The sequence below is a fragment of the Corynebacterium sp. ZY180755 genome (assembly GCF_054331495.1).
Map to the genome: position 1 here is coordinate 1,746,435 of NZ_CM135811.1, position 17,599 is coordinate 1,764,033.

Annotated in this window: 16 protein-coding genes; 4 read left to right on the plus strand and 12 right to left on the minus strand. The window is 55.0% G+C overall.

Annotation, left to right across the window (positions count from 1 at the left end; all coding sequences use genetic code 11):
- Window positions 1–30 precede the first annotated feature (30 nt).
- Window positions 31–456, minus strand: a complete 426-nt coding sequence (locus tag ACXM2N_RS07995; protein WP_458487594.1) for an SAV_6107 family HEPN domain-containing protein — start codon at window positions 454–456, stop codon at window positions 31–33.
- Window positions 457–704: 248 nt separating this feature from the next.
- Here ACXM2N_RS07995 and ACXM2N_RS08000 point away from each other — a divergent pair, with 248 nt between their 5' ends.
- A complete protein-coding gene (locus tag ACXM2N_RS08000; protein WP_458487596.1) occupies window positions 705–1,199 on the plus strand; it encodes a GNAT family N-acetyltransferase in 495 nt (164 codons plus the stop codon).
- Here the strand turns inward: ACXM2N_RS08000 and metF are convergent.
- Window positions 1,196–2,179, minus strand: coding sequence for a methylenetetrahydrofolate reductase [NAD(P)H] (metF, locus tag ACXM2N_RS08005; protein ID WP_458487598.1), 984 nt, complete (start codon window positions 2,177–2,179; stop codon window positions 1,196–1,198). The two genes, ACXM2N_RS08000 and metF, sit on opposite strands and share 4 nt — an antisense overlap.
- Before the next feature lie 131 nt (window positions 2,180–2,310).
- Between metF and ACXM2N_RS08010 the strand changes: the two genes are divergently transcribed.
- Window positions 2,311–3,414, plus strand: a complete 1,104-nt coding sequence (locus ACXM2N_RS08010; RefSeq protein WP_458487600.1) for a polyprenyl synthetase family protein — start codon at window positions 2,311–2,313, stop codon at window positions 3,412–3,414.
- Window positions 3,415–3,417: 3 nt separating this feature from the next.
- Window positions 3,418–4,896: an alpha-(1->6)-mannopyranosyltransferase A gene (locus ACXM2N_RS08015; protein WP_458487602.1), complete on the plus strand. Its 1,479-nt coding sequence runs from the start codon at window positions 3,418–3,420 to the stop codon at window positions 4,894–4,896.
- Window positions 4,897–4,956: 60 nt separating this feature from the next.
- Here the strand turns inward: ACXM2N_RS08015 and ACXM2N_RS08020 are convergent, their stop codons facing one another.
- Complete coding sequence (locus ACXM2N_RS08020) at window positions 4,957–6,072, minus strand: HNH endonuclease signature motif containing protein (RefSeq protein ID WP_458487604.1); 1,116 nt, start codon at window positions 6,070–6,072, stop codon at window positions 4,957–4,959.
- A 116-nt stretch (window positions 6,073–6,188) separates the two neighbouring features.
- Window positions 6,189–6,557, minus strand: coding sequence for an Rv2175c family DNA-binding protein (locus ACXM2N_RS08025; RefSeq protein WP_458487606.1), 369 nt, complete (start codon window positions 6,555–6,557; stop codon window positions 6,189–6,191).
- A gap of 95 nt (window positions 6,558–6,652) precedes the next feature.
- Between ACXM2N_RS08025 and pknB the strand changes: the two genes are divergently transcribed.
- The gene (gene pknB / locus ACXM2N_RS08030) at window positions 6,653–8,962 is read left to right on the plus strand and encodes a Stk1 family PASTA domain-containing Ser/Thr kinase (protein ID WP_458487608.1); all 2,310 of its coding nucleotides are present in this window, start codon (window positions 6,653–6,655) and stop codon (window positions 8,960–8,962) included.
- 49 nt (window positions 8,963–9,011) lie between these two features.
- Here the strand turns inward: pknB and ACXM2N_RS08035 are convergent, their stop codons facing one another.
- The 8 genes from ACXM2N_RS08035 to ACXM2N_RS08070 all read right to left on the minus strand — a co-directional run bounded on the left by ACXM2N_RS08035 (window position 9,012) and on the right by ACXM2N_RS08070 (window position 17,561).
- Complete coding sequence (locus tag ACXM2N_RS08035; RefSeq protein WP_458487610.1) at window positions 9,012–10,400, minus strand: class II 3-deoxy-7-phosphoheptulonate synthase; 1,389 nt, start codon at window positions 10,398–10,400, stop codon at window positions 9,012–9,014.
- A gap of 56 nt (window positions 10,401–10,456) precedes the next feature.
- Entirely contained in the window at window positions 10,457–10,966 is a 510-nt protein-coding gene (locus ACXM2N_RS08040) for a polyadenylate-specific 3'-exoribonuclease AS (protein WP_458487612.1), read from the minus strand.
- A 262-nt stretch (window positions 10,967–11,228) separates the two neighbouring features.
- Entirely contained in the window at window positions 11,229–12,362 is a 1,134-nt protein-coding gene (locus ACXM2N_RS08045; RefSeq protein ID WP_458487614.1) for an acyltransferase family protein, read from the minus strand.
- A 179-nt stretch (window positions 12,363–12,541) separates the two neighbouring features.
- A complete protein-coding gene (locus tag ACXM2N_RS08050) occupies window positions 12,542–13,270 on the minus strand; it encodes a lysophospholipid acyltransferase family protein (protein WP_458491084.1) in 729 nt (242 codons plus the stop codon).
- Window positions 13,271–13,364: 94 nt separating this feature from the next.
- On the minus strand, window positions 13,365–14,264 hold the full coding sequence (locus ACXM2N_RS08055) for an ROK family protein (RefSeq protein ID WP_458491086.1): 900 nt from the start codon (window positions 14,262–14,264) through the stop codon (window positions 13,365–13,367).
- Between the two features lie 162 nt (window positions 14,265–14,426).
- Entirely contained in the window at window positions 14,427–15,551 is a 1,125-nt protein-coding gene (locus ACXM2N_RS08060) for a glycosyltransferase family 4 protein (RefSeq protein ID WP_458487616.1), read from the minus strand.
- A gap of 100 nt (window positions 15,552–15,651) precedes the next feature.
- Window positions 15,652–16,614 carry an NlpC/P60 family protein gene (locus ACXM2N_RS08065; RefSeq protein WP_458491088.1) on the minus strand — a complete coding sequence of 321 codons (963 nt, stop codon included), beginning with the start codon at window positions 16,612–16,614 and terminating at the stop codon, window positions 15,652–15,654.
- A gap of 305 nt (window positions 16,615–16,919) precedes the next feature.
- Window positions 16,920–17,561 (minus strand): C40 family peptidase, encoded by a 642-nt coding sequence (locus tag ACXM2N_RS08070; protein ID WP_458487618.1) that lies wholly within the window; start codon window positions 17,559–17,561, stop codon window positions 16,920–16,922.
- Between the last annotated feature and the right edge of the window lie 38 nt (window positions 17,562–17,599).

A 17,599-nucleotide genomic window follows, 5' to 3' on the forward strand; every position in this document is an offset into this window, starting at 1 on the left:
CACTCTTCAGCCTCCCCCTTACGAGGCTTTTTAGGCCGCGGCAGGCAACCAACCCGCTTCCTTTTCAACTTCCGCAAGAAACTCTTCCACATGGACAATAAGGCGAGCCACAATCAGCGGTTCCACATTGAAATCCAGCCCTGAAGCTACCCGTGAACGTGTGCGGGAAAAGGCCTCAAAAACCTCCGCCCACTGCTTGCCATCTTCATCAACAAGCTTGAGCTGCTCCCAAGCTCCCTGAGGTTTGCGAACACGCTTGGCAACCTTAGAGGCTGCAATTCGAGCACCAGCGGTACGCAAAGCCGCGCGATAAGCACTTTCCAGTGCTACATCATGATTACCCGCGGCATGTTGCGCTCGAGCCTCCGCAAGGAGGGCGTCAGCCTTGGAGATAAACTCCTCACGCTTGGTTGAACGTCCCCTGAACTTGGTTGTTGCTGAAACTACATTGGACATGATGGCTAATCTCCCTCCTCATGAAGATTCGATCTGCACAAGGCGCCGTGTGCGCTTGCGTTGGTTCGTACTCTAAGATGCCTTGGCGACATTGCGAACCATAATTAGAACACTCGTTCGATTTTTCCCTGCAACTGTGACAGCCACCATGTTGTACAGACAGATCACAGCCTTAACTGGTTGGATGGAAAACTGTGAATGTTCATTTTCAGCCCCTAAACGCTAGGGAGTTCTGCCAATTAGCTCCCGTGTCAGTTGAGCTATACCTGCGCGCAATGGACTACTCCCCCGACATGCTGGAGTCGAGGAAGAAAGTGTGGATCAGTGATTCATTAAGAGCAGGATTTAAAGCGGCCTGCGCTCACGACGGTGAGTACCTGCTGGGAATCGCATACGGCTTTTCCGGCGACCCTGAACACTGGTGGACGCGGCAGATTGCACGCGGGTTGTACGAGAAAGGCGGACCAAACGAAGAAGATCGCAGCGTTTTATCCAACTTCTTCGAGCTGGCCGAAATCCATGTCGCCCCCAATTTTCAGGGTCAAGGCATAGGCAGGAATCTCTTTCACGAGCTAATTACCCAGACCAGCCACCCTCACATTCTCCTATCAACCCCAGAAGTAGAGGGCGAGGCCAACAATGCCTTCGCCCTATACCGAAGCCTAGGCTTCAAAGACTTCCTCCGCGGGTTCCAGTTCCTAGGCGATCCCCGCCACTTTGCGGTTCTACACAGCAGTAATTAGCGAACGGCGTCGTGACCGTGCTCGGTCCCCCAAGCCGGAGCCATACCCAAGTTATGCAGAACTTCCTGCGTGGCGCGCGCGTTGTTCAAAGTCATGAAGTGCAAATCTGGAGCCCCCTCAGCAATGAGACGATCAGCCATTTCCGTGCTGATTTCAATGCCCACCTTACGGATAGCTGCCGCATTGGCCTCCTCATCACCTGCTGCGGCTGCCTGCAGGCGCTCCATGAGCCCTGCGGGCAGGTGAGCGTCGGAAAGCTCTACCTGACGACGCACACTGCGGAGACTAGTGATTGGCATAATTCCCGGGATGATGGGTTTAGCACCGTGTTCGGGATCAGCCGCAACGAGACGGTCACGAAGGCGCAGGTAATACTCAATATCAAAGAACATCTGCGTAATGGAAAAGTCAGCACCAGCGCGCAGTTTTTCGAGCGTGTGTTGCGTATCAGCCTCAAGACTGCGAGCGCGGAAGTGCCCCTCAGGAAAAGAAGCAATGCCTATTTCAAAATGCCGAGTTTCAGGCATGGACTTCGCCAGCTCAATTAGCTCACGCGCGTAATGCAAACCGCCGTCAGTGGGAATCCACTCCCCCAGGGGGTCTCCGCCGGGAGGGTCACCGCGCAACGCGAGAAGATTGGACAGCCCGTTCGCAGCGTAATCCCGAAGAATATCCTCCAGCTCTTCTACCGTGTGATCGACAAGGGTCAGATGAACCAACGTAGTAAGCGGGTGCCGAGCCAACTCCCGGGCGACTCGCGCGGTGCGCTCCCGAGTAGATCCACCCGCACCATACGTGACAGAAACGAATGCAGCACCAAGGTCATGGAACGTCTCCGCAGCCTTCCACAAGCGCTGCTCGGCAGCGTCATTACGCGGCGGCATAAACTCAACAGAAAAGGGCACCCTGCCCGGGGCAGGGGAATTAATAACATCCGTAATGGCGCGCTGATACGCGGCGTGAGCGGCAGATGACTCCATGGCGGGTATTTTATTTAGGAGAAGCAAAAAGAGAGAAATGCATATTTCTCGCCCACTGCATAAAGTGACGATTAGGCTGAAAACTGCTTCGCCCGTGTGCACAAAAACAACCTTGAAGGAACTGTAAGAACGTGACCCAAAAGCCACCAGAGATCACCCACGCACCGTATTCTCTCGGAGAGATCCCCACCAAGGTTGAAGACTCCCTACGGGAATTCTTTGCAGCTAGAAGCCCTGAAGTTGCAGCTATCGGCGGTCCAGTAACGGAAGCCGTACAGTTCCTTGAGGACTTCACCCTCAACGGTGGCAAACGAATCCGACCACTGTTCGCGTGGTGCGGATTTGGCGCCGCCGGCGGATGGGAAAAGCGTGAATATAATCCAGCCCAAGTACTCGATGCCATTAGCTCTCTGGAGCTTATCCAAGCGTGCGCACTGATCCACGACGATTACATAGACTCCTCCGACACCCGCCGGGGCGCGCCCACAGTCCACCGCCGAGCCGAACGTCTCCACGCTGAACGTGACTACAACGGGTCCAGCGAGCACTTTGGCGCTTCCACCTGCATCCTCGCCGGCGACATGGCAATGGTATGGGCAGACGACATGTTCCACGGCTGTGGCCTTGAAGCAGAGGCCATTGCACGCGCGTTTGAACCGTGGCGCGCGATGCGCACCGAGGTGATCGGTGGACAGCTTCTGGACATCCACAACGAGGCCGCCGGCACCGAGTCTCTTGAACTGGCACAGAATGTGAACCGTTTCAAAACCGCCGCGTACACCATCGAGCGACCGCTTCACATCGGCGCAGCGTTAGCGGGGGCAAATGCAGACACTATCGAGGCATTACGTGCCTACGGCCGTGACATTGGTATCGCCTTCCAGCTCCGCGACGACCTCCTCGGCGTCTTCGGTGACCCGGCGGTCACCGGCAAGCCGGCGGGCGACGACCTCCGCGAAGGTAAGCGAACCGTCCTGATCGCGCTAGCGCTTCAGTCTGCAGACGACTCCACCGCTGAACTCATCCGGTCAGGCGTAGGCACCGTTTCCTCGACCGCTGATATCGCCAACTTGGCGGATGCAATTAAATCCACCGGTGCTGCCGATGAAGTCGAGGCACTCATTGAGGATCTAACAGCCTCAGGCCTCGCCCACCTAGGCGACGTTGAACTCGCCGAAGGAGCCAAGCAAAACTTATTGGCGCTCGCCCACAAAGCCACCGCACGACGCACCTAAACTATGACAGACTTATCCACCCCCACCCGCACTACTGCTCGTACACCGTCGCCTGCCATTATTGGCCTCATCGCCGGTACACTCATCCTGCTTGGATCATTTGGTGGCGGCGCCACGCGCAGCCGCGGAGGTGTATTGGAGTACCTGGGTCTTGAGTTCATGTCATTTGGTCACGGCGCTGCAATCAGCAATGTGGTCCTGTGGACAGGCACCATTCTCCTCATTTTGGCGTGGGTCGTTCAGGGAAAACGCCTCATTAGCGACGCTGCCACCACAGTTAGTGAGCTGACCCGCACGCTATGCCTCTGGGTAGTTCCCCTGGCACTGGCCGCACCTATCATGTCCCGCGACGTGTACTCCTATCTCGTGCAAGGTGCGCTTCTGAGAGAAGGTTTTGACCCATACACACAAGGTGCCGCTACTACCACCGGCCCTTACCTAGTGGAGGTCTCACACGACTGGCGCAACACCACCACTCCCTATGGCCCGCTGCACCTGTGGATCGGTGAGGGAGTAACTCGGATCGCTGGTGAGAACGTCACCATCGGTGTATACCTTTTCAAGCTCATATCACTGCTAGGCTTCGCGGCTATAGTCTGGGCTGTTCCACGCATCGCGCAGCAACTGAATAGCAACCCCAAGCTAGCGCTATGGCTGGGCGTTATGAATCCCGTAATGATCATCCACTTGATTGGTGGTATGCACAATGAGTCGATAATGGTCGGCCTTGTAAGCGTGGGCATCCTATTAGCACTACGCCAGAAGGTCGTGCTGGGAATCGCTATCATCGCCGTGGGCATGTCCCTAAAGGCGACTGCGGCATTCGCCCTACCTTTTGTCGTGTGGATTGCGGTGGCTCATGCACGCAACAAAGGCAAGTCTGCACTAGGCGCATTCTTGGGCTACGCCTTCGGTGGAGCTGCCGTTACAGTCATTGTGCTGGCGGTTATTACTTTCTTGTCCGGCACCAGTTGGGGCTGGATTGCTGAACTTACGGGAAATAGCAAAGTGATCAACCCACTTGCTTTCCCAAGTTTGGTCACCGGAGTACTAAGCGCGGTCAGCGGCGTATGGACCGACGCGTTTCCTTACAATGAAGTCATCACCGTCGTGCGCTCCATCTCCATGGCTATAATGGGACTAGGGATGATCGCCTGCTGGTGGTTCTTTAGAAAGACACCCATCAGCGCCGTTCGTGGCACGGCAGCAGCCTACGCCGTGGCGTTTGTCTTCAATTCCGTGACCTTGCCGTGGTACTACGCATCGATTATTTCCCTCGTGGGTACTTTTAAACCGCCTGTATGGCTGCAGAAACTCACGACCGGTTTGTCCATCATCATCGCCTTAGCTTTTACTGGCAGCGGCAATCATCAGCTCTACAATGTCGTGTGGATGACACTATCCTTCATTGCCGCATGGTGGTGCGTGCAATGGATCTTCAACGATAAAACTCCCCGGATACCCGGCAAGATCATGCAATAGCCCGCACCTGTAGCCGCATAACCTTATAGGTTGTGCGGCTGTTGTGTGTTTTGGGTGGGGTTATCCGAAGATTTTTCTGCAGCCGCCGAGCATGGCGAGCGGGTGCTGGTTTCTTCTATCCGGTAACCCATAAGCAGATACCCAGTACGCGAAGGGTCCGCGTTTTTCAATATGCCCGTGGATGTTGTTCCACCAGTCATCATCGTTGATCCCGTTGTGGTAGGCACACAGTGGCACCAAATTCTTGATGTTGGTGTCGCCACCGTTTTTCCATGCCACTACGTGGTGGAGTTGGCAGTCATCGAACGCCACCGTGCATCCTGGTGCTACGCAGGTGGGGTTTTCCGCGAACGCCGCAAACCGTTGTTTCTGGTTGGCAAACCGTTGTGTGCGGAACATGTTGAGGGTGCCTTCTTCTTCATCCACCAGAGCATATAGCCCATAGTCTGCTAGTAGGCGTTCTAGGTATTCTTTATCTGTTAGGACGGTGCCATCAGAACACACCACCTTGATACCGTCACCCTCACCACGAATGATTTTGGCGTGTTCTTCTACGGGGACTACTACTAGTGGTGTGTAACCACCTTGGGGCACACCGCCTTCGCTGCGAAGGAGTTCGGCGAAGGCTTCACCCCGGGCCTGATTCTTCGTTTTGTCGGAGTCGTGTTCCATGATGGTGGCAACAGACTCTTTGAGGCTGCGGTTGATGTCGGCGAGTTGTGCTTGGGGTGCGGTGAAGTACAGGGTGCCCATGCCGTCTGCCCCACGCACAATACGCATTGCTGTTGTTCTCTTAGCGGGTGGTTGTGTGAGTTCTTTTACGCGCTTGAGGGCGAGTGTGTTGATCACCGCTGCGGGGCGTTTCTTTTCGGTGAGTTCGCGCCAGAGTACCCATTGTTCGCGTTCAGAGGTGAGTTTTTCGACGTGCCGGCGGATCATGGTGAGTACGGAGAGGGAGAACCCGTGTTCAACGGCTGCTTCGAGGGTGCGGCGTTGCTGGAGACGGTAGCGGGTGGTGCCATACAACCAAGAGGCGGTGCCGATGAGTTCTTGTGCGTCGCGTGGGGAGATCGTGTCGAACTCCCAGTGTTTGCGGCCGTGGAATGCTCGCAGCAGAATGGCACCGCTGTTTAGGGCGGTGAGGTAATCCTGGAGTGCTGCGTGTTCATCGGTCATGGCATCAACCGTAAACGCACACACAAGGCAAGAACAGCGGCCCCTAGGAAAACCGGCGATTCTGTGGATAACCCTAGAGGTTTCACCCCGAGGCGCCATAGGCGCCTGTGGATAACTTAGAAGCCGGAGGCTTGCGCGCGACGCATGACCTCACGGGCGAGGTGACCGTGGAGCGCATCGATGGGACGCCCTGGGAGGGATTCGTCTTTGGTGAAGAGATACCGGAGGATTTCGGCGTCGCTGTAGCCACCGTCGGAAAGCAGCGCGATGACACCTGGCACGAACTTGTTGGTTGAGCCCTTTTCAGAGAGGAAGGCCTCAGGGATTTTCTTGATCTTCTCATCGAGGACGAAGATCAGCTTGTGTTCACCGATCATGTCAAAGACGCGTGTCACTGGGACGCCAAGGCGCTCGGCGTATTCGGGGACGGTCAACAGTGGCTCGTCGGCGGGCAGGACAGACCTTGGTGCTGGTTTGTTACTCACATCTACTTAATGTAGCCGATTTTTCGGTTCGCCTGTAGAGAACTACCGGTGAGGGGGTTAGCACAATTGTCCATGAGTGCACCATACTGTAGGTCATGAGTTCCATTCAGGTCGGAGATATTCTCGAGGGCCGCTACTCCATTGAGGCGCCCATCGCCAGCGGAGGCATGTCCACTGTCTACCGCAGCGTCGACCTGCGTTTGGGGCGCTACGTGGCCGCCAAGGTCATGCACCAGAAGTACGTGAACGATCCCGTTTTCCGCCAACGCTTCCGCCGCGAGGCGAGGTCCATGGCAAAGCTCTCCCACCCAAACTTAGTGGGAGTGTATGACTTCTCATCTGATGGCGAGAACGTCTTCCTCATCATGGAACTCATTACAGGCGGAACTTTGCGCGAACTTCTTGCTGAGCGTGGGCCTATGCCACCGCATGCCGCAACCGCTGTCATGAAGGCAGTTCTTACGGGTCTCGAGGCTGCGCACGCAAAGGGCATGGTCCACCGTGATATCAAGCCAGACAATGTTTTGATCAATGGTGATCACCAGGTGAAACTGGCGGACTTTGGCCTAGTACGCGCAGCATCAGCATCAGCTGCCACAAGCAACCAAATCGTAGGTACGGTCAGCTACCTGTCCCCTGAACAGGTCACTGGCGACGACATCACCCCGGCTTCCGACGTTTATTCCGCCGGCATTCTCCTGTTCGAACTCCTCACCGGCGAACGGCCCTTCGACGGAGATTCCCAGCTAGCGCACGCCTACGCTCGCTTAGACCGCGATGTTCCCGCGCCATCCACTCGGATCGGTGGTGTGCCACGCGCCTTTGATGAGCTGGTGGCTATCGCCACCGCACGCGATCCGCAGGATCGCTTTGAAGATGCCGGCGAGTTCCTCACCGCGCTCAATGACGCAGCTAGTCAGCTGCGCCTTCCAAGCTTCACCGTACCGGTGCCAAAGAACTCTGCGGCGCACAGAGCTTCCGAAGGTCTCAACGAGCACGCCCACAATACAGAGCTTTTCACCACCGACATCTCACCGGACGCGAACAATCACCAGGCCGAGGGGCTCTTCGCAGATCTTGACGAGCCATCAACCCGAGTCTTTGAAAAAGAGGCCGCTGACCGGCGTGCCAATCGCGAGGAAGAACACGGTCTACCAAGTTTGGGTTCGCCGGAAACACGGCAATTTGGCGTTCCCACGCCCCCTGTGCCCCCGCAGGTGCCAAGCCGCGCGCCTAGTCCTATCCCCGTTTCCTCATCCCCTCCAGCACCTCAGCGGCGTCCAGCACAACCGGCGCGGGTGGCACGGCAAGAACCTAAGGTTTCCAACCGAAATAAAACTGGTTTCATCGCCTGGCTTATCACGGTAGCGCTGTTTACTACAGCTGTAGCCATTGGGGCGTGGTGGTTTGGATCTGGACGCTATGGTGAAATCCCCCAAGTGCTAGGCATGGATGAAGTTCAAGCCGTGGCGGTTGTGGAAGACGCGGGGTTTGGCGTCATTAAAGAAGGCGTGTACAGCGATAATGTCGCCCCAAACCAGTTGGTAGGTACCCAGCCGGGTTTTGGTGAACGGGCTGTCAAAGGAGACAACATCACTCTCTTAGTCTCGCTTGGGCAGCCCACCGTGCCAGAAATTCCATCCACACCCAGCGTTGCGGCCATGAAAGCCGCGCTTGAGGAACGAACCCTCACCATGGTGCCCGGCGGTGAAGAGTATTCAGACACCGTGGACGAGGGAGACGTCGTCAGAGTTGAACCTAAACCAGGTGATACCGTTCCGGTTGGAAGCAACGTAACTGTATTTACTTCCAAGGGAGCGGCCCCAGTAAACATGCCTCACCTCAGTGGTACAAGCGAAGAGAAGGCCCGTAAACAGCTCGAGGGCCTAGGACTCGTAGTCACTGTGGAACACGGATTCTCCCCAGACGAAGAATCCGGCGATGTGTTTGCCACGGAACCGCCAGCCGGGACTTCTCTACCCAAGGGATCCACCGTAATACTCAAGGTCTCAACCGCTGTAGAGATTCCCGACGTAGTTGGTGATAGCGAGAGCCAAGCCAAAAGGAAGCTCGCCGACGCCGGCTTGCGTGTAGGCGATGTCACGCGTTCCACAACAGAAAGCGCAAAAAACATCGACGACGTAGTTGGCACATCCCCTGAGGCCGGAAGCTTGGTGGACCCGTCGCAGACGGACATCACGATCGTTTTAGCAGGCAACGTGGACGTTCCCTACGTCGTAGGGAAACGATACAGTGAGGCACGGGAAATCCTGCGGGACGCAGGGTTCGATTACGAGGTAATCTCCGGCCGATCATCAGCTGATGCTCTAGTCATTACCCAGTCCCCTCTCACCGGAGACCGTGAAGCTGGGACAACAGTCCAACTACGACTCATCGGAGGATAAACCAAAGCCGCGTTCGCATACGAACGCGGCTTTCAGGTTTGAGTTGGAGTTAATTACGCAGCATCTCTGCCACTAGGAACGCCAGCTCCAAGGACTGCTGGGTGTTCAGTCGTGGATCACAGGCGGATTCGTAACGGCCAGGCAGGTCCAAGTCCGTGATGTCCTCGGCGCCGCCAAGGCACTCGGTGACGTCCTCACCAGTGAGCTCAATGTGAATGCCACCTGGGTGGGTGCCCAGCGCACGGTGTACTTCGAAGAAGCCCTGAACCTCATCGATCACCTTGTCAAAGTGGCGAGTCTTGTAGCCGTTAGAAGCGGTGAAAGTGTTGCCATGCATTGGGTCGGACTGCCAAATGACCTTGTGGCCGGCATCCTCGACAGCCCGCACGATACCAGGAAGGACATCGCGCACCTTATCGTGCCCCATACGAGCAACGATAGTAAGACGGCCTGGCTCGCGATTAGGATCAAGCTTCTCAGCGTAAGCAACCGCTTCATCAGGAGTGATGCTTGGGCCGATCTTAATCCCCACAGGGTTAGCGATCAGGGAAGCGAAGTTCACGTGGAAATCATCGATTCCGCGGGTACGCTCACCAATCCACAGCTGGTGCGCGGATAGATCATATAGCTCCAGCTCGCCCTCATCGGTCTCAGCAAGACGCAGCATAGCGCGCTCGTAATCCACCAACAAAGCCTCGTGGGAAGCGTAGATATCTGCAGTACGCAAGGACTCATCAGAGACGCCACAGGCGTTCATGAACTGCAGTCCGCGCTCGATCTCCTGGGACAGGGCCTCATAACGAGCACCTGCTGGAGAGTTGGCTACGAACTCGCGGTTCCACTCATTTAGCCGAGACAGATCAGCTGTGCCGGAATTAGTGAGTGCACGCACCAAGTTCATCGCAGCAGACGCGTTAGCATAGGCACGAATCATGCGTGCTGGGTCGTGCTTACGAGATTCCTCTGTAGCCTCCACACCGTTGACAATGTCACCGCGGTAGTTAGGCAAGCCATTTTCATCCAGGTCAGAAGAACGTGGCTTAGCGTACTGACCAGCAATACGAGCCATTTTCACCACTGGAGTGGACGCGCCATACGTCAACACAACTGCCATCTGAAGGAGCGTCTTAATGTTTGCTCGGATGTGTGGCTCGGTGTTGGACTCAAACGTCTCAGCACAGTCGCCGCCCTGTAGCAGGAACGCCTTGCCCAGAGCCACATCCGCAAGACGTTTTTTAAGCTCACGCACTTCAGGGGCCACCACGATTGGTGGAACTGACTCCAGAATCTTGCGAACCTGAGACGCCAACTCTGGGTCCCACGAAGGCTGCTGCTTCGCATCACGCTTGATGATGTCTTGGAAACGATCGTTCATCTCCCCCGGCAGCGGAGGCAGGTCTGGGAGAACTTCTCTAGGGATATCTACTGTCCAACTCACACCCCTATTTCTAGCACGTTAAACAGGGCTAATGAAATGATATGAATTGAAAAGAATTAACGCTGGACTTTATTTCGGTGCCCGAGCGGTAAAACCTTTGCGCAAACCTTGAACTTTTCCACGTTGTGGCGGGCATCCACAATGGCGTCATGATTGCCTTCCGGCAGCTCGGGTAGCTTCGGACGGCCTGCCATCTCCCAGTACTGGCGAAGCTCGCGCGTGTAGCGCGGAAGCTCGCGGGGCAGACCAGACATGTCACCCCATAACTGGGCAAGAACAACGTGATCGTATGCGCCTACCCATGCCCACAACTCGGGGAATCCAGCGTCTTGAGTGAGAAACTCAAAAACTTCCTCGCGAATCGTTGCGTTGGATTTCCACGCCGCATCACTTGGGTTGGGCAGCTGGTTCAACACATTCTCACGCACCCACTTATTAGCCTTCGAATGATCCGCATCAGTGGACACCGCATAGTACTCACGGCCATCCTCTGACACGATACCGATGGAAACCAGGTCTATAGTGTGACCATCCTCAATGAACTCGGTGTCGTAGAAAAACCGCATGCCTACCCTACTTCCTGAAAAAATTAGTCCCCTACAGCCTAAACCATAGGGGAGCCAAAATTTTAACTGTGCTTGTGCTCAGGAAGCTCACTAGGTGGTTGCTTATCCCTAGGCATCGGCCAAAACATCACTAGTGCAATAGCCAAGCAGAATATTGGGGCGATCACCTCTCGGTGGAATTCCACAAAGGCCAAAATGAGGTACAAGATAATCAGCAATGCTGCTATGAGTGCTCTTTTACGCATAATAAAAATTGATCCTACTACTTTGCGTGCGCAGAAACAGAAGGCTCCTGTTGAGCTTTATGCCTAGAAGCATTAGGCAAAACCTCCTTGAGCTGAGACAGCGCCGGAGGCTTTATAGTCCAACCTAGGTATGGGACCTTCTGAAGGTGATGGAGGAACAGGCCACCCATGAGGCACGCCAAGATTCCATAGAAAACCCAGAATGTCGGGCGATCCAAGAACGTGGTGGCATCGACCTCGAAAGCGAAGTCCGCGTAAGCGAAAATAAAGCCAAACAACGCTGTGAGGCCAATCTGATGCCCCAAGTAGATCGGCAAAGTATTTCGACCTATGATTTGCAAGCCGCTACCGATGAAGGGGAGTTTAGCCAGCAACACGGACGCCACGATGGCTGCAGGCAGATGCAGAAGCGATCCAATGGCTTGAATGGTTCCGTCCCAGTACTCAGTGTCCCATTCCAGAATCGTTCGGCCGGCGTACAGGGCTACGCCTGCTGCTGCAATAGTCAACGGGTTTCGAGCTTTCTCCGCAAACTTTGTAATACCGGGCCTGCAGAACGCACCCAAGAGGAAAATAGGCAGATACGTGAGATACTTGGACACATATGGCAACGCTTCATTATTAAGAAGCCCAGCTGCCAACGGAAAATGGGTGGCAGTCCAGTCCATGCTCAATAGCCCAGGAGCTAAGATCATGGCTACTACAAGCGCGTATCGCGCCCAAACAGGGACGAAACGACACGCCCACAACACGATGGTGAAAGCAATCAGTGCATGTAGGAACCAATACATGCTGCGACCGTTGAGGATCTGGTCCATGTAGAAAGCAGAGTCCGGCATTCCCTCACCCGTACCGTAAGCACGCTCGAGGGATTTGAACCAGAGCTCAGCTGGACCCCACAAAAGGTAAGGTACTGCCAAGAACCAGATGCGCTTTGCCAATACATCGTTCAGTGACATATTCATGACCTTGAGGGCAAAGAAGCCGGAGATCATGAAAAACAACGGCATGCGCAGTGGCAAGAGGTTGTCATTGAATTGGTAGATGCCGGTGCTTTCACCGTTCGGGACAGTAAGACCGACATGCAAGACGATAACTCCCAAGATGGAGATACCTCGAGCTACGTCCGGCCAGGGCATCCGTTGTGGCATGCTCTTTATCCCTTCAACCTATGAATTTTTATATTCCCGCTGCGCGGACATTAATAACATTCCAACAGCTGAAAAGAATACACTGCTTCCTTCTTGAAAATAAATGGAAAAGGCAGGTTAGACAACTAATTAGCCCCGATTGCGCCACGGAGCGGCAGGCAAAGGAATAGTCCCCGCTGTTACTCGGCCCCCTCTGGGTAACCGTGTCCTGCCTCCAGAGACTTCTTCACATCCGCAGCGTACATGTCCACATACGGTTGTTCAGCAAGTTCTGCCAGCAGTCGCATGACGTGGTCAGTGAGGACGCGGGCGGCCTCGTGAGATTTAGGATCCAAGCCCTTGTTTTTAACAAATTCCAGTGGATCAATCGGATCACCAATACGAACGCCCACCTTCACTGGCCGTGGGAATACTGATCCAATTGGGTTGGCTTTGCGGGTGTCAATCATGGCTACTGGGATAACGGTCTCGCCGGTTTCCAAAGCAATTCGGGCCATGCCCGTTTTACCTTTGTAGATTCGCCCATCAGGAGAGCGAGTTCCCTCTGGGTAAATGCCAAAGAGCTCCCCCGCATCGAACACCTTCTTTGCTGCTGCCAGAATAGAGTCACCGGCATTCTTGTCGTCTCGGTCAACTGGGATCTGATTGACGGACTCGAAGAAGAAGCGCTTAAAACGTCCCTTGATACCAGGAGACGTAAAGTATTCCTTTTTGGCAGGGAAAACGAGCTCGCGAGGACACAACAACGGAAGGTAGAAGGAATCCATCACGGCTTGGTGATTGGAGACCAGAATTGCGGAACCGGTGGCTGGGATCTTGTCTGCGCCTTCGATCCACGGACGGTTGTACACGCGAAGGAAGGGGCCGATGAGAACGTACTTGTAAAACCGGTACCACTTGTTGTTGATAGTCATTATGTTCTCGCCTTTGTAGATAAGATTCTTACCCCGCCCGCATTCTTACAGCGCACTGAGCGGGAGTGCACAACAAAATTATGCGTTTTTAGCTGATCTGTCGCGCTAAATCCGCAACGCCAATCATACCCGCGTCAGCACCAAGTTCTGCGCATATAACCTTTGGGGTTGGCCTGTGTCCTGAACCAACCATGTTTGCCTTCATTTCCGAGATAGCTTTGTCTAGGTAGAGGTCACTAGCTGTACTAACGCCACCAGCAATGGCGATCAGGCCCGGGTCAAGGACATCAGCCACCATGGATAGACCAACACCTAGCCAGGAGGCAAAATCATCTACAACCCGCAACGCCAGCTCGTCCCCTTGGCGGGCACACTGAGCAATGTGCTTACCCGTGATATCCCCCGCCTCGGCGGCGCTGCGCAAACAAGAGAGTTCGTTGGGATGACGTTCAAGCATCTCCATGGCTGTCTCCACCAGCGCAGTACCGGAGCAGTAGCGCTCAAGACAGCCCCTCTTTCCACACGCGCACGGACGTCCGTTACGCACCACCGTGAGGTGGCCGAACTCTGGGGCCGTTCCAAAGGCACCGCGGTAAATGTCGCCTTTCTCCATAAGAGTTGCACCGATACCAGTACCCAAAGCAAAAAGTACCCAGTTTTCGTGACCGCGAGCAGCGCCGAAACGGTACTCTCCCCACGCCGCAGAGTTCGCGTCATGCTCAATACGCACCGGAATACCTAAGAGCTGCTCGAGCTCTTTACGGACTGGCTTATCACGCCAAGGAAGATGTGGCGCAAAACGTACAATTTCGCACGCTGGGTCAATGAAACCGGCGATAGCCAACCCCACCGCTTTCACCGTAAAGCGCTGCTTCATCTGCTCAACGAGCTCGATGATGCCGTGGTCAAGGGCTTCATCAGTGTGGGGAGTTGGAATTGCGGTGGTGTGGATAATGGTGCCGGATGCGTCAACCGCGGCCGCACGCATATTGGTTCCACCAATGTCAAAACCTACGGTGACATCGAGGTTGCGATTTCCCTCGGCTTGCCCCAATGTCACAAATACACCCTCTTCAATAAAAAACTCATTCAGACTTGTCAGAATGGTTAACACTTAGACCAGAATTATAACGCTCTGCACTCTGTTGACCTAAATGGACAGGATGCGACGAAGACGCTTACCCATAATCTCCCACGTCCAGTTCTGCTCAACGTGAGCTCGCCCGGCGACGCCCATCGCGCGGGCCCGCGCGGGGTCGGCAAGCAAAGAAATGAGCGTGCGTGAGCACGCAGACACATCCCGCCCCGAAATCACCACGCCAGATTCATCAGTAACGGTTTCTGGCGCCCCTCCGGAATCACCCGCAAGCACCGGAATACCACACGCCTGCGCCTCTAGGTACACGATGCCTAGGCCTTCAACGTCCAATCCACCCCCACGAGTACGCGCAGGCATAGCGAAGACATCTGCCGCCTGCAACGAAGCAAGCATTTCATCCTCGCTCACCCGACCAGCAAAGCGGATGGAGTCTTGATGCGGAGCGGCGAGCTCCTTTAGCCTGCTTTCGTAGTGGCCACCGCCAATAAAATGCAGGCGTGCGTCCGGATGAGCCGCTATCACGTCCGGCCACGCCTTAATCAGCAGATCTTGCCCTTTGCGGGGCACCAACCTGGAAATGCAAACGACTACTTTGGCATGAGGATCCCAAGCGAGCTTACGGCGGAGTTCAGCCCGCTGGATTTCATCGGCTGGGGTGAAACGGTCAACGTCCACGCCCGAAGGAAGGTGTTCAAAAGTTACATCGCCAAAAGCTGGCCCAAAACGACGCAAAGTGTAATCCGCAATATAGGTGACGATATCTGTATGCCTACCGATGAGCCCAAGGACCTGGCGCGCACCAGGAAGCATAGACCACCCAACCTCATGCCCATGCGTCGACGCCACCACCTTCTTAGCTCCCGCAGCCTTGGCGGCCTTGGCCATCACCGCTAGCGGCGCTGCGGCACCGAACCAAACAGTCTCAATGCCACGAGACGAGATGATGTGCTGCATCTGACGGACGATACTGGGCGTTGGCAACATAACCTTCACGCCAGCTCGGATGACTTCATATGGAACGTGCTCATCCCATGCGCGCGCCGCGTCAACATCCTGGGTAGACGCAAACACCACAATGTCCTCTGCTGGGTAAGTAGCAATGTAATCGCGCAGGTACGACTGGATACCACCCAACGTGGGTGGAAAATCATTAGTCACCAGAAGCGTCTTAGTCATAACCTAAAAACCTATCACCTAATACTGCTCACAACCCCAGTGGCACGAAAGGCGCTCTCCTTACCTGCTGGAAGGAGAGCGCCCAAGGAACGTAACGCGCCTAGCTATAACGGCGAGCACCATAGACAGGCATGGAATCCACAGGTACAACTTGCAGAGGAATACCGTAATCAGAAGCGTGAGCAAGCATACCGTTGCCCACATAGATACCAACGTGGGTTGCTCCTGGGTAGTAGCCGATTACGTCACCTGGCTGCAGCTGATCCATGCTTACTGGAGTTCCACCAGCCATCTGCGCTTGAGATGTACGAGGAATAGTAATCCCCTGCTGCTGGTAAGCCCAGTAGACCAAGCCAGAGCAGTCAAATACGTCTGGGCCAGCTGCACCCCAACCGTAAGGAGCTCCTACCTTGCTCAGGGCCGCACCCACAGCGCTGTTCGCGGCCGCAGAACCACCGGCGATCATGTCAATGTTGTAGCCTTCCACCGGACCATTCTTCTCTACCCAGCGCCTGCGCTGCTCTGGTGTGAGAGCTTCAACCTGACGCATGATCTGGTCAATGCGATTATCCAGATCAGCTTTTTCCTGCTCGAACTTAGCTTTTTCCTTCTGCATGACCACACGCTTGAACTTCTGCTCAGCTACGGCCCGGGAGGCGCTAGACTGCTTATCCGCGGCATCCTTAGTTGCCTCTTGCAGACGCCGGAGTGCTGCTTCTGTATTAGCAGAAAGAGTGCCCAAGTACGCGGCGCGGTCAATGGCGTTCTGAGGATTCTCAGCACCAATAGCGCTGGTGATGGGATCTACAGTTGAGGTGCGGTACTTAGCATCAGCGATGCGGTTTACTTCGGATCGGTAATTCTTCTCCGCTTCCTTCGCTTTGTTCGCAACCTCAGTGGCCTGCGCTACCGTACGCTCGAGATTCGCGAGCCGTTTTTCTGACTGAGCAATCTCATCCTGCAGAGTTTTGACTTCTTCATTCTTGGCGCTTGCCTGACGCGAGACTTCCTCCATGCGTGCCAGCAAATCATCAACCTCGTCAGCACTAGCCACTGGCGACATAACGAAGATGGTCGCAGCAGCAACAAAGCCAGAAATCACACGAGCGTAACGATACTTGTGGACATGAGAAGCCACAATTAACCCCTTTTGAAGCGTAGAAATGTTGACCGAGGAAGTACTTGGCTCGAGGCTGCCAATTCTTTGAAGATACTATAGCCCTAAAGCGCGAAAAAGCCCAATGACCAGTGTAAGTACCAGCCAGCGATAAATGGTATTGGTGTAATTCTTAACATAATGTCAACGCCCGCGCCGCCACGATACGTGGAGACGCGGGCGTTGTTAATGCATTCCGTCTAGCTGTCCAATTAGAAACGAACTGCGGAGTGGAACGGCATGTAGTCGATGCTGTCCTCGGACAGCGGGGTGCCGGAGTTTAGTGCGTGAATGATGCGTCCATTACCAGCGTAAATGCCCACGTGGGATGCGCCAGAGTAGAAGGCAACGATGTCACCTGGCTGCAGGTTTTCACGGGAAACTGGGGTACCCTCTGCAGCCTGAGCGTAGGAGGTACGAGGAATAGCCTTACCAACCTGTGCGTACGCCCAAGTGGTGAGACCAGAGCAGTCGAACGCGTTAGGACCTGCTGCGCCCCAAACGTAAGGGGAGCCAATCTTGGAACGAGCAGCGTCAACGATACGCTGACCCACAGACTTTACCGCAGGCTTTACTGCAGGCTTTGCCGCAGCTGGAGTGCGAACTACTGCGGAGTAGTTTGCGGTCTTACCCTGCTGAGCCAAGGATGGAATCCACTGCTCAATGTTAGGAACGTGCTGGATATTAGGCACATTCTCAATGCCATTAACCTGGAAAGAGAGGCCAGTGTTAGGTACCACAACCTCAGCAGCTTGTGCCGGAACGGCCAGAGCAGCGGTAGCGCCTACAACAGCTGCGGAAGCCGTTGCGGTGGTGCGTACGGTGTTCTGGTTACGGCGACGGTGCTTAGCCACGAATGAATCTCCAAACTTTGTGTGTGCCTACCGTGTAA

What these genes read in the sequence shown, in the direction of transcription:
- ACXM2N_RS07995 (WP_458487594.1), bottom strand. Translation starts at nt 456, where the DNA reads ATGTCCAATGTAGTTTCAGCAACAACCAAGTTCAGGGGACGTTCAACC.
- metF (WP_458487598.1), bottom strand. Translation starts at nt 2,179, where the DNA reads ATGGAGTCATCTGCCGCTCACGCCGCGTATCAGCGCGCCATTACGGAT.
- ACXM2N_RS08015 (WP_458487602.1), top strand. Translation starts at nt 3,418, where the DNA reads ATGACAGACTTATCCACCCCCACCCGCACTACTGCTCGTACACCGTCG.
- ACXM2N_RS08020 (WP_458487604.1), bottom strand. Translation starts at nt 6,072, where the DNA reads ATGACCGATGAACACGCAGCACTCCAGGATTACCTCACCGCCCTAAAC.
- pknB (WP_458487608.1), top strand. Translation starts at nt 6,653, where the DNA reads ATGAGTTCCATTCAGGTCGGAGATATTCTCGAGGGCCGCTACTCCATT.
- ACXM2N_RS08040 (WP_458487612.1), bottom strand. Translation starts at nt 10,966, where the DNA reads ATGCGGTTTTTCTACGACACCGAGTTCATTGAGGATGGTCACACTATA.
- ACXM2N_RS08045 (WP_458487614.1), bottom strand. Translation starts at nt 12,362, where the DNA reads ATGCCACAACGGATGCCCTGGCCGGACGTAGCTCGAGGTATCTCCATC.
- ACXM2N_RS08055 (WP_458491086.1), bottom strand. Translation starts at nt 14,264, where the DNA reads ATGCGTGCGGCCGCGGTTGACGCATCCGGCACCATTATCCACACCACC.
- ACXM2N_RS08060 (WP_458487616.1), bottom strand. Translation starts at nt 15,551, where the DNA reads ATGACTAAGACGCTTCTGGTGACTAATGATTTTCCACCCACGTTGGGT.
- ACXM2N_RS08065 (WP_458491088.1), bottom strand. Translation starts at nt 16,614, where the DNA reads ATGTCGCCAGTGGCTAGTGCTGACGAGGTTGATGATTTGCTGGCACGC.